Here is a 24449-nt window from a genome sequence, read left to right on the forward strand (position 1 = left end):
AGCAAAAACTGATAAACATGCAGCCCCGCTGCACCCAAGGCCTTGTCGAATGCGCCGTTTGCTTCCGTTGCTGATCATCGCGCTTGCCGTTGCCGGTTTCATCGGTCTGCGCGCTACCCGTCCAAGCGCACCTGCCGTCGAAACCCGCGAGAGAGTCTGGCAGGTCGAGACCCACACGCTGCAGGCCGCAGCGCTGCATCCAACGCTCGTACTCTACGGCCGCGTCGAGGCGCCCGACCGTTTGCGCGCGGCAGCGCCAGTCAGTGCCCGCATCCTCGAACTGCGGGTGCGTGACGGCGACCGCGTAGAAGCCGGCGCAGTGCTCGCCCGGCTCGACCCGCGTGACCTCGCCCCGCGCCTCGAACGTGCGAAGGCAGACCTGGAGCGCGAACGCATCCGCCATCGCAGCGACCAGCAGGCCCTCGAACAGGAGCGCACCCTTGTGCAATTGGCGGACGCAAGGCTTACCCGCCTCGAACGCCTCAAGGACGCACGACTGGGAGCGGAGAGCGCGGTGGATCAGGCGCGCGAGGAACGCGCCCGCGCACAACTCGCCCTGACGCAGCGCCAACAGGCGATCGCGGAGCACCCTGCCCGCCTTGCACAGCTGCAGACGCAGCTCGCCGAGGCCATGCGCGACGCCGAGCGCGGTGAACTTGTGGCGCCCTTCGCAGCGCGGATCGGTACGGTGGAAGTCGCTGCGGGCGACCAGGTGCAGGCCGGCCAGACCCTGCTCAGCCTGTATTCGTCCGATGCACTCTACCTGCGCGCCCGCGTACCGGCGCTCTACGCCGAGGAACTGCGCGCAGCGCTCACCCGCGGCGAGCACCTGCATGCCCGTGCCGATTTCGGCGCCACCCCGTTGCGCGCCCACCTTGAACGCATCAGCGGTGAGGCCGATGCGCGCGGCGTGGATGTGCTGCTGCGCATCGAGGATGCCGACCGGGTACCGGTGGGCGCCTTCGTCAATGCGGTCCTCGATCGCCCGCTGGCCAACGACATCTTCGCGATCCCACCCACGGCTTTGCATGGTGGGGACCGCCTCTACCTGATCGAGAATGGGCGACTGCGGGGGCTGAACATCACGCGTGCCGGCGAGCTTCGAAGCGGTGATCAGGTTCAGTTGCTCGTGCGTGGGGACGCGCTCGCGAACGGCATGCAGGTTCTGAGTACCCACCTGCCCCATGCCATCGACGGCCTCGCCGTGGCTGTGGTCGAACGGACGGCACAATGAAGCACAGCAGCGTCCTGCAGATGCTGGCTGGCCACAAGGTGGCGGCCAATGTGCTGATGTTGCTCGCCTTCGTACTGGGCGGTATCGGCCTGACACGCATGAACGTGCAGTTCTTCCCCAGCTTCGAGCTCGATGTGATCTCGGTGCGGGTGATCTGGACCGGTGCCTCGGCCGAGGATGTCGAAACAGGGATCACCACGCCGCTGGAGGAACGCCTGAAGACGGTCGACGGCCTCAAGCGCATGAGCTCCACGTCTGCCCAAGGCATCTCGAGCATCACACTGGAGCTCAACGAGGGGACGGACGCGCTGCTCGCGCTGGACCAGGTGCGCCAGCGCGTAGATGAATTCCGCAACCTGCCGCGCGACGCCGAGACCCCCGAGGTCAGCCGCATCTCGCGCTATGAGCCGATCGCCCGCCTGCTGGTACGAGGCAACAGCGTAGACGAGCTGCGGCCCTGGGTGCGGCGGTTCGAGAGCGAGCTGCTGGCCGCCGGCATAGACCGCGTCACCATCACCGGCCTGCCGGAAGAACGCATTGCAATCGAGGTGCCCTCGGCGGCACTCGAGAGCCTGGGACTGTCCCTTGTCGAGGTCGGCGAGCGGATCGGTCAGCTCGCACGCGACGTGCCAGCGGGCATTGCCGGCGAGATCGACGGCGCACGAGAGATACGCGGCCTGGAGCAGCGCCGAAGCGCCGAGGCCTTCGCCAACCTGCCGGTGCTGAGCGATCAGGACGGTGTGGTCCGCCTGGGCGAGATTGCTACCCTCACTCGCGAGCCCCGCGGCAACGAACTCGCGTTGTTCGAGCGCGGCGACAGCGTGGTCGAGTTGCAATTGCAGCGCAGCGAGAGCGGACATTCGCTCAAGGCTGCACGCGTGCTCGACGACTGGCTGGCGAAGACCCGCCCCACCCTGCCACCGAGCGTGCAGCTCGAAGTGTTCGATGCGCAATGGCAGCTGATCAGCGACCGCATCGGCCTGCTCGTGAGCAACGGCCTTTCCGGGCTGCTGCTCGTGGTCGCGGTGCTCTATTTCTTCCTCCCCGCACGCGTGGCGCTGTGGGTGATGATCGGCATTCCGACCGCCTTCCTCGCCACGCTCGGGCTGATGTTCGCGTTCGGTGGCACGATCAACATGATGAGCCTGTTCGCGCTCATCATGGCGCTGGGCATCATCGTCGATGACGCCATCGTGGTCAGCGAGGACGCCGACACTCACCGCCAGATGGGAGAAGGCCCGACGCAGGCCGCGCTGGGCGGAGCACGGCGGATGCTGTGGCCGGTGGTGGCGGCGTCGCTGACCACGGTAGCCGCCTTCCTGCCCCTGATGATGGTGGGCGGCATCATCGGCAACATCCTTGGCGACATTCCGTTCGTGATGATCATGGTCATCATCGCCTCGCTGCTGGAGAGCTTCCTGATCCTGCCGGCCCACCTGCGCATGGCGCTCGCCGGCGAGGCCGGGCTGCACCACTCCCGTCTGCGCGAGCGGCTCGACCGCGCCTTCGCCGGCTTTCGCGACGGCCGCTTCCGCCGCCTGGTCGAACTCAGCCTGGCCTGGCGCGGCACCACGGTCGCGCTCAGTATCGGCTTGATGGTGATGGCTGTCGGCCTGATCGCCGGCGGACGGATCGGCTTCGTGTTCTTCCCCTCCCCCGAGGGCCAAGTGGTGTTCGCCAACGCCACCTTCGTCGCCGGGACGCCGCGCCAGCACACCGAAGCCTTCCTGAACGAACTCGAGCGCGCACTGTTCGAGGCCGAGGCGGAATTGGGCGGCGGTCTGGTGCAGACGGCCGTCGCGCGCCTGGGCGGCACGATCAGCAGCGGTGCGGGCTCGAGCGCACGCGGCGATCAGCTCGCCGGCATCATGGTCGAGCTCACCCCGCCCGACACACGGGAAGTGCGCAACGAGCGCTTCCTCGCCGCCTGGCGCGCCAAGCTGCCCCCGGTTGCCGGCCTCGAACTGCTTACTTTCACGGCCCGCCAGTCCGGTCCACCCGGCCGCGACCTGAACATCCGCCTCACCGGCGACGATGCCGATGCGCTCAAGCGCGCGGCACTGGAGCTTGCGGAAACCCTCAAGAGCCTGCCGGGGGTGAGCGAGACCGAGGACGACATGCCCTTCGGCCGCGAGCAGTTGGTCTATCGACTCACCCCGGCAGGCGAAGCGCTCGGCCTCACCACCGAGAGCCTGGGTCGCCAGCTGCGCGCCGCCTTCGATGGTGCGCTCGCCCAACTCGTTCAGGTCGGCCGCGACGAACTCGAGGTCCGCGTCATGCTTCCGCGTGACGAACGCAGCCGGCTCGACGTCTTCGATCGCATCACCGTCAGCCTGCCTGACGGCCGTTTCGCCCCGCTCGGGACGGTAGCGAGCTGGGAGTCAAGGCGGGGCTTCGAGGCCCTGCGCCATGCCCAGGGGCGGCTCGCGGTGGAGGTGTCGGGCGCAGTCGATAGCGAGGTGAACAACGCGAATGCGATTCAGGCCGAACTGGCCCGCGACGCCCTTCCGGGCCTGGCTGCCCGCTATGGCATCGAGTACAGCTTCGAAGGGCGCTCGGCCGACCAGCGCGAAACCATGGCGGATATGCAGACCGGGCTGGTGATCGGGCTCGGCTTGATCTACCTGGTGCTGGTGTGGTCGTTCTCGTCCTGGAGCTGGCCGCTGGTGGTGATGTCCGCCATCCCGCTCGGACTCGCCGGCGCCATCTTCGGCCACTGGCTGCTCGACATCGATCTCACCATCCTGTCGATGTTCGGCTTGTTCGGCCTGGCCGGCATCGTGGTGAACAACTCGATCATCCTGGTGACGCTGTTCAAGGAATTGCACCACAAGGGAGCCGCCCTGCAGGACGCCCTGGTCGGCGCGTCCTGTGGCCGGCTACGCGCCGTACTGCTGACCTCGCTCACCACCATCGGCGGGCTGACGCCGTTGCTCTTCGAGCGCTCGCTGCAGGCCCAGTTCCTGATCCCGATGGCGACCTCGATTGCCTTCGGGCTAGGCTTCTCCGCCCTGCTGGTGCTGTTCTTCGTGCCGGCGCTGCTGTCGCTGCTGGAGAGCTTCCACGACTGGAGCGCACGCCGCAACGTGCGCCCCGCGGCAGCCGCCTGAATGGGCGCTGGCGCGGGCCGTAGTGCGGATCGCTGTCAGAGCGGCGCTTCGATGCGCTCGACACCGCCCATGTAGGGGCGCAGCGCGGCCGGGATAAGGATCGAGCCATCAGCCTGCTGGTGGTTCTCGAGCACCGCCACCAGGGTGCGCCCCACGGCCAGGCCCGAACCATTGAGCGTATGCACCAGTTCGTTCTTGCCCTGGGCGTTCTTGAAGCGCGCCTGCATGCGCCGCGCCTGGAAGGCCTCGCAGTTCGAGCAGCTCGAGATCTCGCGATAGGTATTCTGGGCCGGTAGCCAGACCTCGAGGTCGTAGGTCCTTGCTGCCGAGAAGCCCATGTCGCCGGTGCACAGAGTGATGACACGGTAGGGCAGCTCGAGCTTCTTCAGGATGGCTTCGGCATGACCGACCATCTGCTCGAGCGCCTCGTCGCTCTTGGCCGGCTCGACGATCTGCACCATTTCCACCTTGTCGAACTGGTGCTGGCGGATCATGCCGCGCACGTCGCGCCCGCCACTGCCCGCCTCGGAACGGAAGCACGGGCTGTGCGCAGTCAGGCGGATGGGCAATTGGTCGAGCGTCAGCACCTCCTCGCGCACGCTGTTTGTGAGCGTGATCTCGGCGGTTGGGATCAGGTACTGCTCCAGCCCCTCCTCGTCACCTCCGCGCAGCACCCAGAACAGATCCTCCTTGAACTTGGGCAACTGGCCGGTACCGTAAAGCGCCTCGCGATTGACGATGTAGGGCGTGTAGCACTCGGTGTAGCCGTGCTCGAGCGTGTGCGTATCCAGCATGAACTGTGCGAGGGCGCGATGCAGGCGCGCGATCGGACCGCGCAGGAAGGCAAAGCGCGACCCCGACAGCCTGGCGCCGGTGTCGAACTCGAGGCCGAGCGGCGCACCGAGGTCTACATGGTCGCGCAGCTCGAAGTCGAACTGGCGCGGATTGCCCCAGCGCCGGACTTCGACGTTGCCGGACTCGTCCTCTCCCACCGGCACATCGGCCTGAGGCAGGTTCGGCAGGCGCGAGGCGAAGTCGTTGATGCGTTCGAGCAGTCCGGGAAGCGCCTGCTCGCAGGCTTTGAGCTCCTCGCCGAGCTGACCGACCTCGGCCATGACCGCCGTCGCGTCCTCGCCCTTGCCCTTGAGCATGCCGATCTGTTTGGAGAGCGCGTTGCGCCGGGCCTGTAGTTCCTGCGTACGGGTCTGCAAGGCCTTGCGTTCGTCCTCAAGGGCCTGGAAGCCGGCTACGTCAAGGACGAGGCCGCGTGTGGCAAGGCGGGCGGCAACACTGTCGATCTGGTTGCGGAGAAGCTGGATATCGAGCATCGGGCAATTCCTGTTTGTTTCTGTAATCAGCTGCATGGCGACGAAAGCTCACGTTCCATCACACGGAAAGCGCTTTAACACCAAGCTAATCAAGACTTTTCACGGCGCACTGAACTAATGTCGCAGTGCAAAAATTAGTTTTTCCAATCAATAACTTGAGAAGTTGACGCTACGTAAATTGAACTTGCAAAACGCAGCCGGTCAATTAACCTTGTAAGAGAAACCAAGCCGCGCCAGACGGCACAACCTTGGAGGAGTACGGCATGCTATCGATTCGTGACTGCCTTGACTATTGCGACGTAACCGATGACGAGGTCGCCCTGATCGCCGAACACGAGGACATACCCGACGTCGCAGCGGCCCAGGTGGTATGTGGCCTCGTGCAGACCCCAGAAGGTGTGATGGTGCTGACCCAGTTCATGGTCGAACTGATCGAGCGCGCAAACGCGCGCGGCGATGTCGAAAAGGCGCGCCGCGCAGCCAAGGTCTGCGAGCGCTTCATGGCCGACCACCCCCTGCCTCACTGAGCCCCCTCGTCGCCCTGATCGCCCACATCGCCTGATCCATGCGGGCCGTGGCGTGAAACGGACATCGCTCGATCAGCCCGTTTCACGCCATGCTCCGGGCGTGTACCGACGGCCGATTGCGCAGCAGCGTCGAGATCGCGCAGGCGTGCAAGCTTCTCGGCTATCCGGCCTTCCATGCCACGCGGCGTGGGCTGGTACCAGCCGGGCGGATCCATCCCATCGGGGAGATATCGTTCGCCGGCAGCGTAGGCATCGGGCTCGTCATGGGCATAGCGATAGGCCTTGCCGTAGTCGAGCGACTTCATGAGCTTGGTGGGTGCATTGCGCAGGTGCAGGGGGACAGGCCGGGATGCATCCTTGGCTACAAAGGCGCGCGCAGCGTTATAGGCCTTGTACGCCGCATTCGACTTTGCCGCACAGGCGAGGAAGATCGTTGCCTGTGCGAGCGCGAGCTCTCCCTCCGGCGAGCCCAGACGCTCATAGGTAGCTACCGCACTGAGCGCCATCTCCAGCGCGCGCGGGTCAGCCAGGCCAATGTCTTCGACCGCCATGCGGATCAACCTGCGCCCCAGGTAGAGCGGATCGGCACCGCCGTCCAGCATCCGACACAACCAGTAGAGCGATGCGTCCGGATCCGAGCCGCGCACGGACTTGTGCAGGGCCGAGATCTGGTCATAGAAGGCCTCGCCACCCTTGTCGAACCGGCGCAGGTTGCGTGCCAGCGCCTGGTCGACAAAGGCTGGCGTCACCGCGCCCAGGCCCGCCGTCTCGGCGGCGACCTGCAACTGCTCGATCAGGTTCATCAACCGCCGCGCGTCACCATCGGCAAAGCCGATCAGGCGTTCGCGCGCTGCAGGCTCGAAATCGAGTTCCGGGCAGGCCAACGTACGCGCGCGCTCGAACAGCCTCTCCATTGCCTCCGCATCGAGAGCCTCGAGCACATAGACGGCTGCTCGCGACAGCAGTGCCGAATTGACCTCGAAGGACGGGTTCTCGGTCGTGGCGCCGATGAAGGTGACCAGACCTTGCTCGACGTATGGCAGGAAGGCGTCCTGCTGACCCTTGTTGAAACGATGCACCTCATCGACAAACAGCAGGGTGTGGCGGCCACGGGCCTTGGCAGCCTGCGCCTGCTGGATCGCTTCACGGATCTCCTTGACCCCGGAGAACACCGCCGACAAGGCAATGAATTCGGCATCGAAGCCCAGCGCCATCAAGCGCGCAAGCGTCGTCTTGCCCACCCCCGGCGGCCCCCACAGGATCATCGAGTGCGGACGACCGGACTCGAAAGCAAGCCGCAGCGGCTTGCCCGGCCCCAGCAGGTGAGCCTGGCCTGCCACCTCGTCCAGGCTGCGCGGGCGCATGCGCTCAGCGAGCGGCACGCGTGGCGGCTCAATGGTGTCGAACAGGTCGGCCATCGGCATCCTCAGCGAATAGGTAGCGCCACCGGGGTGGCGTGCATCCCCCGTGTGCACGCTCGACGGGTGATCAACGCGGTGCCGCCCCCTGCCTGCCGGCTGCCTCCGCGGGTGCCTCGCCGATCAGGTCGGCACCAGCGGGCACGCTGAAGCGGAAACGGTCGTCGGCAAGCACAGGATTCGTACGCAGCCGAGTGAAACGGATCGAGGTCGTCTGGCCAAAGTTGTCGCGCATTTCCATCTCACGCAGTTGGCCGTCGGCCATGCCGATGCGCAAGGCCTCGAAACCACTGTCGCTGCGCAAGGGGCGTGCATCGACCCAGGCGACCCCGTCATGCACACCGCCGTCGCCCAGCTCGAAACTGTCGTCGAGCTCGCCGCTACCGAACAGGATGGCGGCAGGCGTCGCCCCCAGCGCGTCGCCGATCGCGCGCACGGTGACCTGATTGAGATCGGGATCCCAGGTCCACAAGGCGCTGCCATCGCCAACCAGCACTTGCCGGTAGGGCTGGACATACTCCCAGTGGAACTTCCCCGGCCGTGCGTAGGCGAAGCTGCCCGCCGCCTGCTGCGGCCGACGCCCGGAGCGTGCGCTCACCACCTGCTCGAACTCGCCCTCGGCGCTGCGCACCTCGGCGACGAAACTGCGCAGTTGAGCGACACCGTCCGCGGCCTGTGCAAGTGCTGCCGTGGTCAGCAACACGATCATGCTCGCCCCGCGCCCCAATGCGCCAACGCGCAGTCCGGAAAATCTCATTCGCCCTCCTTGGCCGGGACGATCACTTCCCGGTTGCCATTGCTGCCCATCGCCGACACGAGGCCGGCACGCTCCATCTGCTCGATCAGGCGCGCAGCGCGGTTGTAACCGATGCGCAAGTGACGCTGCACCAGCGAAATCGATGGCCTGCGGGTCTTGATGACCACTTCCACGGCCTGGTCGTAGAGCGGGTCCGCCTCGTCATCGCCGCCGTCACCACCACCGAGCGCCGCCTCAAGGTCGTCTTCGGCAGCCGCCAGGATGCCTTCGACGTAATCCGGCGGCCCACTCTTCTTGAGGTGGTCGACGACCTTATGCACCTCGTCGTCCGCGACGAAGGCACCATGCACGCGCACAGGCAGGCCGGTGCCCGGCGCCAGGTAGAGCATGTCACCCATGCCGAGCAGCGTCTCGGCGCCCATCTGGTCCAGGATGGTGCGCGAGTCGATCTTGCTCGACACCTGGAAAGCGATACGGGTAGGCACGTTGGCCTTGATCAGGCCGGTGATCACATCCACCGACGGGCGCTGGGTAGCCAGGATCAGGTGAATGCCCGCCGCACGCGCCTTTTGCGCCAGGCGCGCAATGAGCTCCTCCACCTTCTTGCCCACCACCATCATCAGGTCGGCCAGTTCGTCGACCACGACGACGATGTAGGGCAGCGGCTCGAGCGGCTCTGGGTTCTCCGGGCTGATCGAGAACGGGTTGGTGAGCGGCTTCTCCGCCTTGCGCGCTTCCTGCACGGCCTTGTTGAATCCCGCAAGGTTGCGCACGCCCACCGCTGCCATCAGCTTGTAGCGCTTGTCCATCTCGGTCACGCACCAGTTGAGCGCGTTGGCTGCATGCTTCATGTCGGTCACCACCGGCGCGAGCAGATGCGGGATGCCCTCGTAGATCGACAGCTCGAGCATCTTCGGGTCGACCATGATCAGGCGCACGCGCTCGGGCTCGCTCTTGTAGAGCAGCGACAGGATCATCGCGTTGATACCGACCGACTTGCCCGACCCGGTGGTGCCGGCCACCAGCAGGTGGGGCATCTTGGCGAGGTCGGCCACCACGGGCTGGCCGCCGATATCCTTGCCAAGCACGACGGTGAGTGGCGAATGCGCGTCCTGATACACCTTGGAGCCAATGATCTCGGACAGCCGCACCGTCTGGCGCTTGGGATTGGGCAACTCGAGTGCCATGCAGGACTTGCCCGGCACGGTCTCGACAACTCGGATCGACACCAGCGACAGCGCGCGCGCGAGATCCTTGGCGAGGTTGACCACCTGGCTACCCTTGACACCGGTTGCGGGTTCGATCTCGTAACGGGTAATCACCGGCCCCGGATAGGCCGCCAGCACCTTCACCTCGACACCGAAATCGGCGAGCTTGTTCTCGATCACGCGAGAGGTGAACTCGAGCGACTCCGGCGACGGCGGCTCGACACCGCCACTTGCCGGATCGAGCAGCGCAACCGGCGGAATACCGCCTTCGCCGCTGTCAGCAAAGAGCGTCTGCTGGCGCTCTTTCTCGACACGTTCCGATTTCTGCACCGCCACGACGGCTGGCTCGATACGCAGCGGCGGCGCCGCGACCTTCTCGGTCTTGCGGCGGCGGGTCTCGACCACTGCTTCTCGCTTCTGGGCGATCTCACGGCCGACCTTCCGATCCTGCCAGCGCTGCCACGCCGCCTGGCTCGAGACGACAGCATGCTCAAGCCACAGGCCTACCCGCTCGACGACGGTCAGCCAAGACACGCCGGTAAACAGCGACAGGCCGCAGGCAAGCAGGGTGAGCAGCATCAGCGTGCCACCTGTGAAGCCGAAGTAGCGCTGCATGAGCGAGCCGAGCTCCATGCCGATCAGCCCGCCAGGCTCCAGCGGCACCGCCGCTCCGTGGGAGTGAAAGCGCAGGAACTCCAGCGCGCTACTGGTCAACAGCACGACGAAGAAGCCCATCATGACGAAGATGAAGGAGCGGTGATCGAGCTCGAGACGATTCCTCAGCCGCCGGAAACCCCACAGCAAGCTGTATCCAAGGAAGACCACCCACCACCAGGACGACACGCCGAACAGATACAGCAGAAGGTCGGCGAGCCAGGCACCGAAACGGCCACCCGGGTTCGCAACCCGGGTCACCTCGGCGGCATGCGACCAGCCCGGGTCGGACTCGCTGTATCCGACCAGGATCAGCCCGACATACAGCGACATGACGCCCAGGATGAGCCAGCGCGCCTCCTGGAGCAGGAGCGAGATCTTTTCGGGCAGCGGCTGGGAACGAGGCGAGGAGCGCGACAGCATTGGAATGAGGGCCGATCGGGAGCGCCGGACGGCCATAGTGGTACGACGCCCGGATTATACGGGAAGGTCTCGCAGCTCGTTCCCGATGTTGCGGCTGCTCACAAAGGACGGCACACGGGATCAGACGTCGCCGAGGCGCTCCTTGAGCACGATACCCTCGGCGCTTTCCTCGATGAGCCCTTGCTGCCCGAGATCCTTCATGACGCGGCTGACCATCTCGCGCGACGCGCCAATCATCTTCGCAATGTCCTGCTTGGAGACCTTGCGCACGACCACGGCGCGCCCCCCGACGTCCTCGGACATTTCGAGCAGCAGGCGTGCGACACGACCATAGACGTCCATCAGCGCCAGGCTCTCGATCTTGCGGTCGGCATTGCGCAGGCGTTCGGCCAGGTTGCACATGATGCGCCACGAGACGTCGAAGCTGTCCTGCATCAGGCGACGGAAATCCTGCTTGGCGATGAGCACAAGATCGGAGGGCACCACGGCGATCACCGAGGCCGAGCGCGGACGCTCCTCGAACATCCCCATTTCGCCGAACAACTCGCCTTGGCCGAGAATCGACAGGATGACCTCACGGCCATCCTCGTCGCTCACCACGACTTTCAGGCTGCCGGTCAGCACCAGGTACACGTAGTCGGAGCGGTCGCCGGCACACACCACGGCCTGCCCGCGCGGAAACCGGCGCATCATCGAGACGCGCGCAACGCTGCTCAGGACCTCATCGGACAAACCCTGGAAAAGCGAGAAAGTCTTCAGGGCAACGACGGACACGGCGGTGGGCTGGGACATGCTGGCTCCGGTGAACACGGGGAAGGTCGTCCAGTCAACGACATTTCTCATGAGTTTATACGATTGTCGGCAGCCAAATCCGCGCATCGTGAAATCTGTCACGGCGCACCCGCTGTCTGCAGCGTGACGCAGGCGCCGATTCACGCTTGCTATCGGCCCCATCGCCGCGGCATGCCGGGGGGTCGGCTATAATCGCGCCCTCATCTGCAACCCGCTGGAATGTCCCTCATGACCACGAAACACGCCCGCCTGCTCATTCTTGGCTCCGGCCCCGCCGGCTATACCGCGGCCGTCTATGCAGCCCGCGCCAACCTCAGCCCGGTGCTGATCACCGGCATTGCCCAAGGCGGCCAGCTGATGACCACGACGGAGGTCGACAACTGGCCTGCAGACGCCGACGGCGTGCTCGGCCCCGACCTCATGGCGCGCTTCCAGAAGCATGCGGAACGCTTCAACACCGAGATGATCTTCGATCACATCCATACCGTTAAGCTCGGCGAAAAGCCCTTCCGCCTGATTGGTGACGCTGGCGAATACACCTGCGACGCGCTCATCATCGCGACCGGTGCGACGGCAAAGTACCTCGGCCTGCCCTCGGAAGAGAAGTTCGCCGGCCGTGGCGTGTCGGCGTGCGCAACCTGCGACGGTTTCTTCTACCGCAACCAGGATGTCGCAGTCGTCGGCGGCGGCAACACCGCGGTCGAGGAGGCGCTCTACCTGGCCAACATCGCGCGCAAGGTGACGCTGGTCCATCGCCGCGAGAAGTTCCGCGCCGAGAAGATCATGATCGACAAGCTCATGGAAAAGGTCGCTGCCGGCAAGATCGAACTCGCCCTCAACGCCACGCTCGACGAGATCCTTGGCGACAACAGCGGCGTCACCGGCATGCGCATCAAGGACGTCAATACCGGCTCGGCGCGCGAGGTGGCCTTGCAGGGGGTATTCATCGCGATCGGCCACAAGCCGAACACCGACATCTTCGCGGGCCAGCTCGAAATGGAAGGTGGCTACCTCGTCACCCAGGGAGGCCGCAATGGCAACGCCACACAGACCAGCATCCCCGGGGTGTTCGCGGCTGGCGACGTACAGGATCACATCTACCGCCAGGCCGTCACCTCCGCCGGCACCGGCTGCATGGCCGCCCTGGATGCCGAACGCTACCTCGATACGCTCGGCGCCTGAGCGCAGCCGCTGACCCGCATGGCCCGCACTCGCCAACGATCCACAGCACCGGAAAACGGCAAGGACGCGCGCGGCGGGTCAGCGGGCGATCTTGGCGAGTTGCGCCGCCTGCTTCGCGCGGCCGACGCCAGCACCACGGATGCACCACCGGTCCAGCCCGGCAAGCGCATCCGGCACACCGTGGCGCCCGCCCAAAAGACCGAAGGCCGCGCCGACCTTGCCGCCTCACCCGATGCGGACGAGCTCGCGCTGTTTCGCCGTACGGTAGGCTCAACCAGGCCGATACGCGGGGACAACCGCGCCGAACTCGTTCCGCCGCGTCCAGCCCCGGTGCGGCGTACGCTGCAGGCCGAGGACGAGGCGCCTGTACCCGCCCGCCCGCGAGCGGACCAGGATCCACTACTGGCGGCCTACGCAGGCGTCGTGCCGCTGCGCGACAGCGGACGTGCAGAGATCGATGCGCCCCGACGGCAAGCCCGCAACCCAGGCACGGAAACAGCCACGGCGGTGCAACGCCCAGACGCAATCGTGCTGCCGGCCGACGCCGACCTGCGCGATCCGGCCAGCCTGTTCCGCACTGTGGTCGGACACGCACGACCCATCGACACGCGCAACCGCGTCGAGCTCCAGCGCCCCGCTCCGCCGCCCGCCCCCGTCAAGCGTGAAGCGGACGAACGCGCCGCGCTCGATGAATCGTTGGCTGCCCCCCTCAGCTTCGAGGACCGCCTGGACATGGGCGACGAGGCCGCTTTCCTGCGCAGCGGCCTGCCACGCCGGGTACTGACCGACCTTAGGCGTGGGCGGTGGGTCCTGCAGGCTCAGATCGACCTGCATGGGCTGACGCGGGACGAGGCGCGCAGCGCACTCGCGCACTTCCTCCATGACAGCCTGAATCAGGGGCTGCGCTGCATCCGCGTGATCCACGGCAAGGGCCACGGCTCACCCGGAAAGGTGTCGATTCTCAAGCAGCTGTCGCGCGGCTGGCTCGCCCAGCGCGAGGAGATCCTGGCCTTCTGTCAGGCGGGGCCGCATGACGGCGGGGGTGGCGCGCTGCTCGTGCTGCTGCGCGCGCAGAACGCCAACCCGCGCTGAACGTTCAGATTGCCGCCTCGTTGATCTCGCCGGTGCGGATGCGGACAACCTGTTCGACCGGGGTGACGAAAATCTTGCCGTCGCCGATCTTCCCCGTGTGCGCAGCCTTGACGATGGCCTCGACGGCCTGCTCGACGATATCGTCGGCAAGCACGACCTCGACCTTGATCTTGGGGAGGAAATCAACCACGTATTCCGCCCCGCGGTACAGCTCGGTATGGCCCTTCTGACGGCCGAAACCCTTCACCTCGGTCACGGTCAGGCCGGTGATGCCGACCTCGGACAGCCCTTCGCGCACTTCATCCAGCTTGAACGGCTTGATGATCGCCTCGATCTTCTTCATCCACTGCACTCCTTGTTCTAGAACTCGTCCTGGTAGCGCGATGTTATCGGATAACGCCAGTCCCTGCCGAAGCCGCGCGGGGTGACACGGATGCCTACCGGGGCCTGGCGGCGCTTGTACTCGTTACGCTTGAGCATCGCCACCGTGCGCCGCACCTCGGCCTCGGGAAGGCCAGCGGCGATAATCTGGCGCGGCGACTCATCGCGCTCCATATAGGCCTCGATGATGGCGTCGAGCACCTCGTAGGGGGGCAGGCTATCCTGATCCTTCTGATCGGGCTTGAGCTCGGCTGAGGGCGGACGGTCGATGATGTTTTGCGGGATCACCTCGCCAAGCGTGTTGCGCCAGTTCGAAAGCCTGAACACGAAGGTCTTGTAGAGATCCTTGAGCACGGCGAAGCCACCCGCCATGTCGCCATAGAGCGTCGCATAACCGGTGGCCATCTCGCTCTTGTTGCCCGTGGTAAGCACGATCGCCCCGGTCTTGTTCGACAGCGCCATCAGGATCATGCCGCGGATACGGCTCTGAAGGTTCTCCTCGGTGGTGTCCGCAGCAAGGCCGGCAAACTGAGGCTCGAGCAGGTCGGCAAACACCTTCATTGCCGGTTCGATCGCAATCTCGTCGTAACGCACGCCAAGCCGGCGCACCATCTCGCGCGAGTCGTCCAGGCTCATCTGTGCCGTATAGGGTGAGGGCATCATCACCGCACGCACACGATCGGCGCCGAGCGCATCGACTGCAATCGCCAGCGTCAGTGCCGAGTCGATACCGCCCGAAAGCCCGATCACTGCCGATGGGAAGCGGTTCTTGCCGAGGTAATCGCGCACGCCCACCTTGAGCGCTTCGTACACTTCGGCTTCGAGGACGCGCGGCGGCACCCGGACGTCACTGTGCCAACGGCCCTGCTCAAACCGCACGACATCGAGGTGATCCACAAAGCTGCCCGCCTGGTAGCCCAGGGTGCCGTCACCATCGAGCGCGAAGGACGCACCGTCAAACACCAGCTCGTCCTGCCCGCCCACCATGTTGCAATACAGTACGGGGAGCCCGGTCTCGCGCACACGGTCGCGCAGAACCTCGATGCGCTGAACCTGCTTGTTCATGTGATAGGGCGAGGCATTGAGCGCCAGCAAGACCTCGGCACCCGCTGCCTGCGCAGCCTCGGCAGGACCGCTTTCCCACACATCTGCGCAGATATTCACACCGAAACGCACCCCCTTGCATTCGAACAGGCAGGGCGCACCGCCCGCCTCGAAGTAGCGTTCCTCGTCGAATACCTCGTAATTGGGCAGAAGGCTCTTGTAATAGCGCGCCTGCACCCTGCCGCCACTCAGTACGGACGCGGCATTGTAGCGCTGCACCCCCTCCTCGACGGGATGGCCGAGGACGACGACGAGTTCCCCCGCGGCGTCAGCGATACGTTGCGTCTCGCGTTCGCAGGCGCGATAGAAGTCGGGCCGCAGCAGCAGGTCCTCGGGTGGATAGCCCGAGAGCGCCAGCTCGGGCGTCAGAAGGATATCGGCACCTTGCGCGCGCGCGCGCGCAATGGCATCGATGATAAGTTCGGCGTTGCCGATCAAATCGCCGACGGTCGGATTGAACTGTGCGACGGCGATCGAGACTGAGGTTCGGACGGTAGCATTCATGGGCGGAACTATACCGCTTCGGCGATGCTGCGGAGAGGCGAAGTAATGCCTTCTCAGCCTGCCGCAACCGAGTCCGATCACCCACAGTTCGTGTTGGAAAGCCTGTGGATAAATCCTGGGTGAAGTGCGCAAGTCGATGACGCGCAAGCGAATCGCCGCACTGCACAAGAATGAGGCAAGCGAGGAACCCAAGCACGATGAACAAGGCCTGCACACAGCTTGCCGAACATACGGACGGGCTGCATTTCGTCACCACCATCGGCGAAATCGAAGCCGGGCGCTGGGACGCCTTGGTTCAAGCCAGCTCGGCAAGCGCACCCCCCTGCCTGCGCCATGCCTTCCTGGACGCACTCGAGCACACCGGCTGCGTGGGTGGACGTAGCGGCTGGGCGCCCGCACACGCCACACTCTGGCGCAGCGGACAACTGGTCGCGGCCATGCCCCTTTACCTGAAGTCGCACTCCTATGGCGAGTACGTCTTCGACTGGGCATGGGCGGAGGCCTACCAGCGCCACGGTCTCGAGTACTACCCGAAATGGCTAGCGGCATTGCCTTTCACGCCCATCTCCGGGCCCCGCCTGCTCGGTCTCACGACCACCGACCGCGCGGCGCTGCTCGAGTCCGTCCTCGAAGCCGTACGCTCGAGCCCGATGTCCTCGTTCCACCTTCTGTTCCCCGCCGAAGACGAACTGCCACTGCTCGAAAACGCGGGACTCATGATCCGGGACGGCGTGCAGTTCCACTGGCGCAACGAGGCTGAGGCAAGAACGGCCGCCACCGCCACCACGCAATCACGCTGGAGAGACTTCGATGACTTCCTCGCCAGTCTCAACCACGACAAACGCAAGAAGATTCGCCAGGAGCGGCGGCGAGCGGCGGCCCATGGCCTCGAACTGCGCTGGCTTGACGGACACCAGGCGAGTCCGGCGGAGTGGGACTTCTTTCACCGTTGCTACAGCATCACCTATGCCTTGCATCGGTCAACACCCTACCTCGGCGCGCCCTTCTTCCGCGAGCTTGCCCGACGCATGCCCGACTCCGTACGCCTGCTGATCGCAACGCGTGATGGCCAGGATATTGCCGCCAGCTTCTTCCTGTGCGACCAGCGTGCGCTGTACGGTCGCTACTGGGGCGCGCTCGAGCACCTGCCCTTCCTGCATTTCGAACTGTGCTACTACCAGGCCATCGAGTACTGCATACAGAAGGGTCTGGAGCGTTTCGAGGGCGGCGCGCAAGGCGAGCACAAGCTGTCCCGAGGCCTGCTTCCCGTGCGCACGAGATCTGCGCACTGGCTTGCGGATACGCGTTTCAGCAGGGCGGTCGACGACTACCTGACTCGCGAGCGCAAGGGCATGAACGCATACGTGGATGAACTGAACGAGCGCCTGCCCTTTCGCCGCGAGGCCACGGACTGATCACCTTGCAGCTTCAGGTACGCGCTGCAGCCCCGATGAAAGGCAAGGCACGATAGAACGCGGTGATGGTCTTGGCGTCCGTAATCTCGCCACTTCGGATCAAGGCCTCGACCTCGCGAACGGGAAGCTCGAGCACCTCGAGAAACTCGCCATCGTCCAAGGCATGGCCGACGTGCGTCAGCCCGGAGGCGAGGAAGATCTCGATGCGCTCGTCGGAGTAGCCGATGCACGGATGCATCACGCCCACATGTTGCCAAGTGCGGGCCTCGAATCCCGTTTCTTCCCGCAACTCCCGGATCGCGCAGGCGCGGATATCCTCGCCCGCATCAATCTTGCCCGCCGGTAGCTCCAGGAATGCGCGCCCGAGCGGATAGCGGAACTGGCGCTCGAAAATCAAGCGGTCATCGTCAAGCAAGGCGACCACCACCACCGCGCCGGGGTGGCGAATGTACTCGCGCACCCCTTTCGAGCCATCGGGCAGAACTACCGCGTCGCGCCAGACCTTGAGCATGACGCCATCGAAGACCTGCTCGCTGGCCGCCGTACGCTCCGCCAGCGGATCGCGGTTGGGGTCGCTCATCGTCTCACCCCGCTCCCCTGAGCGACGCCGCATGCCGAGTCAGATTCCCGCGCATACGCGCCTGGGCGCAAGAACAGCGGTCTGCGCCCGGCCCCGTCAACCATGCTCGATTCAGAGCGAACCGAGCAGCGCATATGCGCACAGCGACATCAACATCTGCGGCGCGAGCCCCAGCGCTGCAATGGCAAGGCCATTGACCGACAACATGACGCGAACCTCTGCCGGAGCATGGATCGGCGACACATCGACCGGTTCGTCGAAGTACATCAGCTTGACCACGCGCAGGTAGTAGAAGGCGCCGATCACCGACATGACGACAGCCAGCACCGCCAGCCAGAAGTAACCTGCTGCCACCACTGCCTGCAGCACCGACAACTTGGCGAAGAAGCCAATGAAGAATGGCACGCCCGCCATCGAGAACATGACGAACAGCATCATCAGCGCATACCACGGGCTGCGTCTGTTGAGACCCTTGAAATCGTCGATGTTCTCGGCTTCGAAGCCGGCACGCGACAGCAGGATGACCATGCCGAAGGAAGCGAGGCTCATGATCACGTACGACACAGCATAGAACATCGCCGAGCTGTAGGCGTTGAGGGCGAAGTGACGGTCGCCATCCACCACGCCGGCGAGCAGGCCGAGCAGCACGAAGCCCATGTGCGAGATACCGGAGTACGCCAGCATGCGCTTGATGTTCTGCTGCGCGATCGCCGCCAGGTTGCCGAGCACGATCGACGCCGCCGCCACCATCATCAGCATCAGTTGCCACTCGTGGGCGATGTCGAACAGCGCCCAGATCAGCAGGCGAACCGCCATCGCGAACGCGGCGAGCTTGGGCGCGCTGGCGATGATCAGGGTCACGGCGGTCGGCGCACCCTGATAGACGTCTGGCACCCACATGTGGAAAGGCACCACGCCGAGCTTGAAGCAGATACCCGCGACCAGGAACACCAGGCCAAACATCAGAACCGTCTGGTTGGCCGACTGGTTATAGATCGCCTGCGCGATGGCGGAGAACTCGAGCGACCCGGTCGCGCCGTACACCATCGACATGCCGTACAGCAGCAGACCGGAGGCCAGCGCGCCGAGGACGAAGTACTTCATTGCCGCCTCGGTTGCACGCGGGGAGTCGCGATCAAAGGCGACCATGGTGTACAGCGCCAGCGACATCATCTCGAGGCCGATATACATCGGCAGCATGTGGTTGGCGGTCACCATCACCATCATGCCGAGCGTCATCAGCAAGGCGAGCAGGTAGAACTCGGGCTTGTCGATCTTGCGGTCACCGAGATAGGCGCGGCCGTAGAGCAACGCAACTGCGGTCGAGAAGTAGATCATCAGCTTCAGGAAGTCGCCCATCAGGTCGCTGATGAACAGGTTGCTGAAGGTGTAGACCACCTCGCCTTCCATCGTGAAGATGGTGATGAAGGCCGCCGCGATCAGCGTCGCCTGTGTGAGGTGGTAGCTCAGCCCACGGGCAATGCTGCGCGCGAACGTGCTCGCGAGCATGATCACCAGGGCCATCACGGCAACGAAGATCTCGGCCGCTGCGGGGTAGAAGTCGGGGACGACGAAATTCATCTTCTGACCAGTCCGTTAAGAGTCTCTCGGGCGCTTGCGCTGAACGGCGCTCAGAGCTTGCTCACGGCAACATGCCGCAGGAGTTCGTTGACCGAGGCATGCATCACTTCGGTGAAGGGGAACGGGTACAGGCCCATCGCAAGCACGCAGAACGCCAGGATCGCGAGGAAGGCAAACTCGCGCCCGTTGATGTCCTCGAGCTCGGCCACGTGCTTGTTTGCCACCTTGCCGAACACGACGCGCTTGTACATCCACAGCGAATACGCGGCGCCGAGGATCAGCGTGGTGGCCGCCACGAAGCCGATCCAGAAGTTGAACTGCACCGCACCCAGCACGACCATGAACTCACCGACGAAGCCGGAGGTAGCCGGCAGGCCGGAGTTGGCCATCGCGAACAGCATGAAGAAGGCCGCAAACTTGGGCATCGTGTTGACCACACCGCCGTAGTCGGCGATCTGGCGCGAGTGCATGCGGTCGTAGAGCACGCCGATGCAAAGGAACATCGCACCCGAGACGAAGCCGTGGGAGATCATCTGCACGAGGGCACCTTCGACGCCGAGCGGGTTGAAGATGAAGAAGCCCAGGGTGACGAAACCCATGTGCGAAATCGACGAGTAAGCCACAAGCTTCTTCATGTCAGCCTGAACCAGGGCGACGAAGCCGATATACACCACGGCGATCAGCGACAGCGTGATCATCAGCGGCGCCAGCTGCTGCGCCGCATCGGGCACGATCGGCAGCGAGAAACGCAGGAAGCCATAGGCACCGAGCTTGAGGCCGATCGCGGCCAGCACCACCGAGCCACCGGTGGGCGCCTCGACGTGAGCGTCGGGCAGCCAGGTGTGCACCGGCCACATCGGCACCTTGACCCCGAAGGCGACGAGGAAGGCGAGGAAGATCAGGATCTGCGGCTCGATCGGCAGCGGCAGCTGGTGCCAGTCGAGGATGCTGAAGCTGCCACCGGACTGCATGAACAGGTAGAGCAGCGCGATCAGCATCAGCAGCGAGCCGAGCAGCGTGTAGAGGAAGAACTTGATTGCCGCATAGACGCGGTTGGCGCCGCCCCAGATACCGATGACGAGATAGAGGGGGATCAGCGAAGCCTCGAAGAACACGTAGAACAGCACGCCGTCGAGCGCCGAGAAGATGCCGTTCATGAGGCCCGACATGATCAGGAAGGCGGCCATGTACTGCGCAACCTTGTCCTGGATCACCTGCCAGCCCGCCATCACCACCAGGATGGTGATGAAGGCGTTGAGGATCACGAACAACACCGACAGGCCATCGACCCCGAGGTGGTAGTTGATGTTGAAGCGCGGCACCCAGGACGTCATCTCGACGAACTGCATGGCGCTCGTGGTCGCATCAAAGCCGGTGTAGAGCGGAATGGTGACGACGAAGCCAGCCACCGCGACCGCGAAGGCGAGCATGCGCGCCAGCGGGGCATTGCGATCCGAGCCGGTCGCCAGCACCAGCAGGCCCCCGATAATCGGGATCCAGATCGCCAGACTGAGGAGAGGAATGTCCGTCATCGTTGCTTTCCGTTCAGTGCGTCGCGAACGACGCGTTCGATCTTGTTATGTGTATCAAAGTGGGCGTGCTTGATCTGCACCGGGCATCAGCCGCGGTTGATCCAGTAGGTGAGCAGGATGAACACGCCGATGATCATCATGAAGGCGTACTGGTACAGGTGACCCGTCTGGAACAGGCGCGACATCTGCGCGATCCAGCCCACCAGCCTGGCCGAGCCATTCACCGCCACACCGTCGATCAGCCCCTGGTCGCCCGCCTTCCACAAGCCCTTGCCGAGCGCACGCGCGCCACCGGCAAAGAAGATCTCGTTGAAGCGGTCGAAGAAGTACTTGTTCTCGAGCAGGCTGTGGATCGGCTTGAAGGTACGCTGGATGGCAGCCGGGATATCCGGACGCTTCATGTAGAAGAACCACGACAGCGCCACCCCACCGATCGCGAGCCAGAACGGCGCCGTCTGCAGACCGTGGATCGCCATCGCCACCGGACCATGGAAGGACGCTTCGAGCTCCTTCAGGCCAACGTGGTTGTCACCGACGAAGATCACGCCCTTGAACCACTCACCGAACAGCATCGGCTCGATGGTGAAGAAGCCGATCAGCACCGAGGGGATCGCCAGCAGCACCAGCGGCAGGGTCACCACCCAGGGCGACTCGTGCGGTTTCTGGCCCGGCGCCAGACCGTGGTGATGGTCGCCGTGGTCATCATGAGCGTGGTCGTCGCCGTGCGCGTCACCGTGGTGAGCGTCATGCGCGTGATGCGCCTTGCCGAAACGCTCCTCGCCGTGGAAGACGAGGAAGTACATGCGGAAGGAGTAGAACGCGGTCACGAACACGCCCAGCAGCACGCAGAACAGGGCGTAGCCCGCACCCGGGATGGTCGAGGCATGGACCGCCTCGATGATCGAGTCCTTGGAGTAGAAACCGGAGAACAGCGGGAAGCCGATCAGCGCCAGCGAACCCAGCAAGGACGTGATCCAGGTGATCGGCATGTACTTGCGCAGGCCGCCCATGTTGCGCATGTCCTGGTCGTGGTGCATGCCGATGATGACCGAGCCGGCGCCAAGGAACAGCAGCGCCTTGAAGAAGGCGTGCGTCATCAGGTGGAACACCGCCGCCGAATAGGCCGAAACGCCGAGCGCCACCGTCATGTAGCCGAGCTGCGACAGTGTCGAGTACGCCACCACGCGCTTGATGTCGTTCTGGACGATACCGAGGAAGCCCATGAACAGTGCGGTGGTTGCGCCGATGACGAGGACGAAGGACAGCGCGCCATCGGACAGTTCGAACAGCGGCGACATGCGCGCCACCATGAAGATGCCGGCGGTAACCATGGTTGCCGCGTGGATCAGCGCCGAGATCGGGGTCGGGCCTTCCATCGAGTCGGGCAGCCAGACATGCAGCGGCACCTGGGCCGACTTGCCCATCGCGCCAATGAAAAGACAGATGCAGATCGCGGTGATCAGCGGCCAGCCGGTGCCGGCCATCTCGGTGGCGGCAAGCTGGTCGGCCTGGGCGAACACTTCGGCGTAGTTGAGGCTGCCGGTGTAGGCGGCGATGAGGCCGATGCCGAGCAGGAAGCCGAAGTCGCCGACACGGTTCACCAGGAAGGCCTTCATGTTGGCGTAGATGGCCGTCGGCCGCTCGTACCAGAAGCCGATGAGCAGATAGGAGACGAGGCCGACCGCTTCCCAGCCGAAGAACAGCTGCAGGAAGTTGTTGGACATCACCAGCATCAGCATCGAGAAGGTGAACAGCGAGATGTAGCTGAAGAAGCGCTGGTAGCCGGGATCTTCCGACATGTAGCCGATGGTGTAGATGTGCACCATCAGCGAGACGAAGGTGACCACCAGCATCATCATCACGGTCAGCGAATCGATCAGGAACCCGACCTCGAAGCTGATCCCGCCCGACACCATCCAGGTGTAGACCGTGCCGTTGAAGGTATTGCCCGCCGCAACGTCCTGGTAGATCACCACCGAGGCGACGAAGGCGACCGCCACACCGAGGATGGTGACGATGTGTGAGCCCGCGCGACCGATCTGCTTGCCGAACAGGCCGGCGAGGATGGCACCGGCCAGCGGCGCCAGCGGCACGAGGAGATAGAGAGTCTGCATGTCCGTCATCGTGACGCTTCCTTAACCCTTGAGGCTGTCGAGGTCATCCACATGGATCGTGCGCATGCTGCGGAACATGACGATCAGGATCGCCAGGCCGATCGCGGACTCGGCCGCTGCCACGGTGAGGATGAAGAAAACGAAGACCTGGCCTGCGATGTCTCCCAGGTAGTGAGAGAAGGCGACGAAGTTCATGTTGACCGAGAGCAGCATGAGCTCGATGGCCATCAGCAGCACGATCAGGTTCTTCCGGTTGAGGAAGATCCCGACCACGCTGATCGCGAACAGGATCGCGCCCAGGATGAGGAAATGGGAAAGCGAAAGCATCTGTGACTCCCTGATCGCGCCGGCTCCATACCGGCGCGTTTCTTGTTCGCGTGCTGGTTCAGTCTTCTTTCTCGGCCTGCATCTTCACCAGCTCGACACGGCCCTCGCGCTTGACGGCGACCTGCTCGGACGGCGGGATGGACTTGAGGCCCTTGCGTTTGCGCAACGTCAATGCCACTGCGGCAACCATGGCCACCAGCAGCACCAGCGATGCAAGCTCGAACGGATAGACGTAGTCGGTGTAGAGCACCCGGCCGAGTTCGCGCGTATTGCTGTACGACTCCGCGGCCGCTGCCGGCGCCGGCATGGCTTCGAGGCCAAAGTACGAACCGCCCAGCACCATCACCATCTCGACCAGCATCAGGATGCCGACAAGGGCGCCCACCGGGAGATAGCTCCAGAACCCTTCGCGGATGCGGTCGAGGTTGATGTCGAGCATCATCACCACGAACAGGAACAGCACCATGACGGCCCCGACGTAGACCATGACCAGTACGATGGCGAGGAACTCGGCCTGCAGCAGCAACCAGATCCCGCCCGCGTTGAAGAAGGTCAGCACCAGGAACAACGCGGCATGCACCGGGTTGCGAGCGGTGATCACCCTCAGCGCCGCGAGCACCATGATCACGGCGAGAAAGTAGAAGACGAAGGTCTTGAATTCCATGTTCTTGACTCGTGGCGCCTGAGCGCCCTCCCCTTAGCGGTACTTGGCGTCCTGTTCGCGGTCGGCTGCGATCTGGGACTCGTGTCGATCCCCCACCGCCAACAGCATCTGCTTGGTGTAGTAGAGATCGCCGCGCTTCTCGCCGTGATACTCCAGAACACGCGTCTCGACGATCGCATCGACCGGACAGGCTTCTTCGCAGAAGCCGCAGAAGATGCACTTCGTGAGGTCGATGTCGTAGCGCGTCGTGCGGCGCGAACCGTCGTCACGCTGATCGGACTCGATGGTGATCGCCATCGCCGGGCAAATCGCCTCGCACAGCTTGCATGCGATGCAGCGCTCCTCACCGTTCGGATAGCGGCGCAGGGCGTGCAGTCCGCGGAAGCGGTTGCTCTGCGGCGTCTTCTCCTCCGGGAACTGGACGGTGATCTTGCGCTGGAAGAAGTGGCGGCCGGTCAGGGCCATGCCCTTGACGAGTTCCTTCAGGAACAGACTGCCGATGAAATCCTTGGCACCCATGGT

The 24449-nt window shown here is 64.5% G+C and carries 20 protein-coding genes; 6 read left to right on the top strand and 14 right to left on the bottom strand.

All coding sequences use genetic code 11. The annotated features are described in order from the left end of the window. Positions 1-49: 49 nt before the first annotated feature. Together B447_RS03640 and B447_RS03645 are read left to right on the top strand one after the other, a co-directional pair. The gene (locus B447_RS03640; protein WP_002936616.1) at positions 50-1234 is read left to right on the top strand and encodes an efflux RND transporter periplasmic adaptor subunit; all 1185 of its coding nucleotides are present in this window, start codon (positions 50-52) and stop codon (positions 1232-1234) included. Beyond that, positions 1231-4344: an efflux RND transporter permease subunit gene (locus tag B447_RS03645; RefSeq protein ID WP_002936617.1), complete on the top strand. Its 3114-nt coding sequence runs from the start codon at positions 1231-1233 to the stop codon at positions 4342-4344. The genes B447_RS03640 and B447_RS03645 overlap by 4 nt, the downstream gene beginning before the upstream one ends. A gap of 35 nt (positions 4345-4379) precedes the next feature. Here the strand turns inward: B447_RS03645 and serS are convergent, their stop codons facing one another. Then, a complete protein-coding gene (serS, locus tag B447_RS03650; RefSeq protein ID WP_002936619.1) occupies positions 4380-5672 on the bottom strand; it encodes a serine--tRNA ligase in 1293 nt (430 codons plus the stop codon). Between the two features lie 263 nt (positions 5673-5935). Here serS and B447_RS03655 point away from each other — a divergent pair, with 263 nt between their 5' ends. Beyond that, the gene (locus B447_RS03655) at positions 5936-6199 is read left to right on the top strand and encodes a hypothetical protein (RefSeq protein ID WP_002926463.1); all 264 of its coding nucleotides are present in this window, start codon (positions 5936-5938) and stop codon (positions 6197-6199) included. Here the strand turns inward: B447_RS03655 and B447_RS03660 are convergent. The 4 genes from B447_RS03660 to B447_RS03675 all read right to left on the bottom strand — a co-directional run bounded on the left by B447_RS03660 (position 6193) and on the right by B447_RS03675 (position 11451). Further along, positions 6193-7617, bottom strand: coding sequence for a replication-associated recombination protein A (locus tag B447_RS03660; RefSeq protein WP_002936620.1), 1425 nt, complete (start codon positions 7615-7617; stop codon positions 6193-6195). The two genes, B447_RS03655 and B447_RS03660, sit on opposite strands and share 7 nt — an antisense overlap. 70 nt (positions 7618-7687) lie before the next feature. Next, a complete protein-coding gene (gene lolA / locus B447_RS03665) occupies positions 7688-8374 on the bottom strand; it encodes an outer membrane lipoprotein chaperone LolA (RefSeq protein WP_037982291.1) in 687 nt (228 codons plus the stop codon). Continuing rightward, the gene (locus B447_RS03670; protein ID WP_002926468.1) at positions 8371-10659 is read right to left on the bottom strand and encodes a DNA translocase FtsK; all 2289 of its coding nucleotides are present in this window, start codon (positions 10657-10659) and stop codon (positions 8371-8373) included. The genes lolA and B447_RS03670 overlap by 4 nt, the downstream gene beginning before the upstream one ends. Before the next feature lie 120 nt (positions 10660-10779). Further along, entirely contained in the window at positions 10780-11451 is a 672-nt protein-coding gene (locus B447_RS03675; RefSeq protein ID WP_002926470.1) for a Crp/Fnr family transcriptional regulator, read from the bottom strand. A 228-nt stretch (positions 11452-11679) separates the two neighbouring features. Between B447_RS03675 and trxB the strand changes: the two genes are divergently transcribed. Both trxB and B447_RS03685 read left to right on the top strand, forming a co-directional pair. Then, on the top strand, positions 11680-12633 hold the full coding sequence (gene trxB, locus B447_RS03680; RefSeq protein WP_002926473.1) for a thioredoxin-disulfide reductase: 954 nt from the start codon (positions 11680-11682) through the stop codon (positions 12631-12633). A gap of 18 nt (positions 12634-12651) precedes the next feature. After that, positions 12652-13725: a Smr/MutS family protein gene (locus B447_RS03685; protein ID WP_002936624.1), complete on the top strand. Its 1074-nt coding sequence runs from the start codon at positions 12652-12654 to the stop codon at positions 13723-13725. Positions 13726-13729: 4 nt separating this feature from the next. On the opposite strand, the gene B447_RS03690 is transcribed toward B447_RS03685, so the two are convergent. Both B447_RS03690 and B447_RS03695 read right to left on the bottom strand, forming a co-directional pair. Beyond that, positions 13730-14068, bottom strand: a complete 339-nt coding sequence (locus B447_RS03690) for a P-II family nitrogen regulator (protein ID WP_002926491.1) — start codon at positions 14066-14068, stop codon at positions 13730-13732. A gap of 17 nt (positions 14069-14085) precedes the next feature. Next, complete coding sequence (locus tag B447_RS03695; protein WP_002926492.1) at positions 14086-15714, bottom strand: NAD+ synthase; 1629 nt, start codon at positions 15712-15714, stop codon at positions 14086-14088. A gap of 197 nt (positions 15715-15911) precedes the next feature. Between B447_RS03695 and B447_RS03700 the strand changes: the two genes are divergently transcribed. Continuing rightward, a complete protein-coding gene (locus B447_RS03700) occupies positions 15912-17129 on the top strand; it encodes a GNAT family N-acetyltransferase (RefSeq protein ID WP_002936625.1) in 1218 nt (405 codons plus the stop codon). Positions 17130-17142: 13 nt separating this feature from the next. Here the strand turns inward: B447_RS03700 and B447_RS03705 are convergent, their stop codons facing one another. The 7 genes from B447_RS03705 to nuoI form a co-directional block, all read right to left on the bottom strand. After that, the gene (locus B447_RS03705) at positions 17143-17709 is read right to left on the bottom strand and encodes an NUDIX domain-containing protein (RefSeq protein ID WP_002936628.1); all 567 of its coding nucleotides are present in this window, start codon (positions 17707-17709) and stop codon (positions 17143-17145) included. Positions 17710-17820: 111 nt separating this feature from the next. Next, positions 17821-19290 (bottom strand): NADH-quinone oxidoreductase subunit NuoN, encoded by a 1470-nt coding sequence (gene nuoN / locus B447_RS03710; RefSeq protein WP_002936631.1) that lies wholly within the window; start codon positions 19288-19290, stop codon positions 17821-17823. A gap of 50 nt (positions 19291-19340) precedes the next feature. Continuing rightward, positions 19341-20822 carry an NADH-quinone oxidoreductase subunit M gene (locus tag B447_RS03715; RefSeq protein ID WP_002926498.1) on the bottom strand — a complete coding sequence of 494 codons (1482 nt, stop codon included), beginning with the start codon at positions 20820-20822 and terminating at the stop codon, positions 19341-19343. A gap of 86 nt (positions 20823-20908) precedes the next feature. Continuing rightward, a complete protein-coding gene (nuoL, locus tag B447_RS03720; RefSeq protein ID WP_002936634.1) occupies positions 20909-22945 on the bottom strand; it encodes an NADH-quinone oxidoreductase subunit L in 2037 nt (678 codons plus the stop codon). A 12-nt stretch (positions 22946-22957) separates the two neighbouring features. Next, a complete protein-coding gene (gene nuoK, locus B447_RS03725) occupies positions 22958-23263 on the bottom strand; it encodes an NADH-quinone oxidoreductase subunit NuoK (protein ID WP_002926502.1) in 306 nt (101 codons plus the stop codon). A 58-nt stretch (positions 23264-23321) separates the two neighbouring features. Continuing rightward, the gene (locus tag B447_RS03730; protein WP_002936642.1) at positions 23322-23927 is read right to left on the bottom strand and encodes an NADH-quinone oxidoreductase subunit J; all 606 of its coding nucleotides are present in this window, start codon (positions 23925-23927) and stop codon (positions 23322-23324) included. Between the two features lie 33 nt (positions 23928-23960). Next, positions 23961-24446, bottom strand: a complete 486-nt coding sequence (gene nuoI, locus B447_RS03735; RefSeq protein ID WP_002936645.1) for an NADH-quinone oxidoreductase subunit NuoI — start codon at positions 24444-24446, stop codon at positions 23961-23963. Positions 24447-24449 lie beyond the last annotated feature (3 nt).

The organism is Thauera sp. 27, assembly GCF_000310125.2.
Lineage (GTDB): Bacteria > Pseudomonadota > Gammaproteobacteria > Burkholderiales > Rhodocyclaceae > Thauera > Thauera mechernichensis.

Coding starts and splice junctions, on each gene's coding strand:
- B447_RS03640 (WP_002936616.1), top strand. CDS start 50: ATGCGCCGTTTGCTTCCGTTGCTGATCATCGCGCTTGCCGTTGCCGGT.
- B447_RS03645 (WP_002936617.1), top strand. CDS start 1,231: ATGAAGCACAGCAGCGTCCTGCAGATGCTGGCTGGCCACAAGGTGGCG.
- serS (WP_002936619.1), bottom strand. CDS start 5,672: ATGCTCGATATCCAGCTTCTCCGCAACCAGATCGACAGTGTTGCCGCC.
- B447_RS03655 (WP_002926463.1), top strand. CDS start 5,936: ATGCTATCGATTCGTGACTGCCTTGACTATTGCGACGTAACCGATGAC.
- B447_RS03660 (WP_002936620.1), bottom strand. CDS start 7,617: ATGGCCGACCTGTTCGACACCATTGAGCCGCCACGCGTGCCGCTCGCT.
- lolA (WP_037982291.1), bottom strand. CDS start 8,374: ATGAGATTTTCCGGACTGCGCGTTGGCGCATTGGGGCGCGGGGCGAGC.
- B447_RS03670 (WP_002926468.1), bottom strand. CDS start 10,659: ATGCTGTCGCGCTCCTCGCCTCGTTCCCAGCCGCTGCCCGAAAAGATC.
- B447_RS03675 (WP_002926470.1), bottom strand. CDS start 11,451: ATGTCCCAGCCCACCGCCGTGTCCGTCGTTGCCCTGAAGACTTTCTCG.
- trxB (WP_002926473.1), top strand. CDS start 11,680: ATGACCACGAAACACGCCCGCCTGCTCATTCTTGGCTCCGGCCCCGCC.
- B447_RS03685 (WP_002936624.1), top strand. CDS start 12,652: ATGGCCCGCACTCGCCAACGATCCACAGCACCGGAAAACGGCAAGGAC.
- B447_RS03690 (WP_002926491.1), bottom strand. CDS start 14,068: ATGAAGAAGATCGAGGCGATCATCAAGCCGTTCAAGCTGGATGAAGTG.
- B447_RS03695 (WP_002926492.1), bottom strand. CDS start 15,714: ATGAATGCTACCGTCCGAACCTCAGTCTCGATCGCCGTCGCACAGTTC.
- B447_RS03700 (WP_002936625.1), top strand. CDS start 15,912: ATGAACAAGGCCTGCACACAGCTTGCCGAACATACGGACGGGCTGCAT.
- B447_RS03705 (WP_002936628.1), bottom strand. CDS start 17,709: ATGAGCGACCCCAACCGCGATCCGCTGGCGGAGCGTACGGCGGCCAGC.
- nuoN (WP_002936631.1), bottom strand. CDS start 19,290: ATGAATTTCGTCGTCCCCGACTTCTACCCCGCAGCGGCCGAGATCTTC.
- B447_RS03715 (WP_002926498.1), bottom strand. CDS start 20,822: ATGACGGACATTCCTCTCCTCAGTCTGGCGATCTGGATCCCGATTATC.
- nuoL (WP_002936634.1), bottom strand. CDS start 22,945: ATGACGGACATGCAGACTCTCTATCTCCTCGTGCCGCTGGCGCCGCTG.
- nuoK (WP_002926502.1), bottom strand. CDS start 23,263: ATGCTTTCGCTTTCCCATTTCCTCATCCTGGGCGCGATCCTGTTCGCG.
- B447_RS03730 (WP_002936642.1), bottom strand. CDS start 23,927: ATGGAATTCAAGACCTTCGTCTTCTACTTTCTCGCCGTGATCATGGTG.
- nuoI (WP_002936645.1), bottom strand. CDS start 24,446: ATGGGTGCCAAGGATTTCATCGGCAGTCTGTTCCTGAAGGAACTCGTC.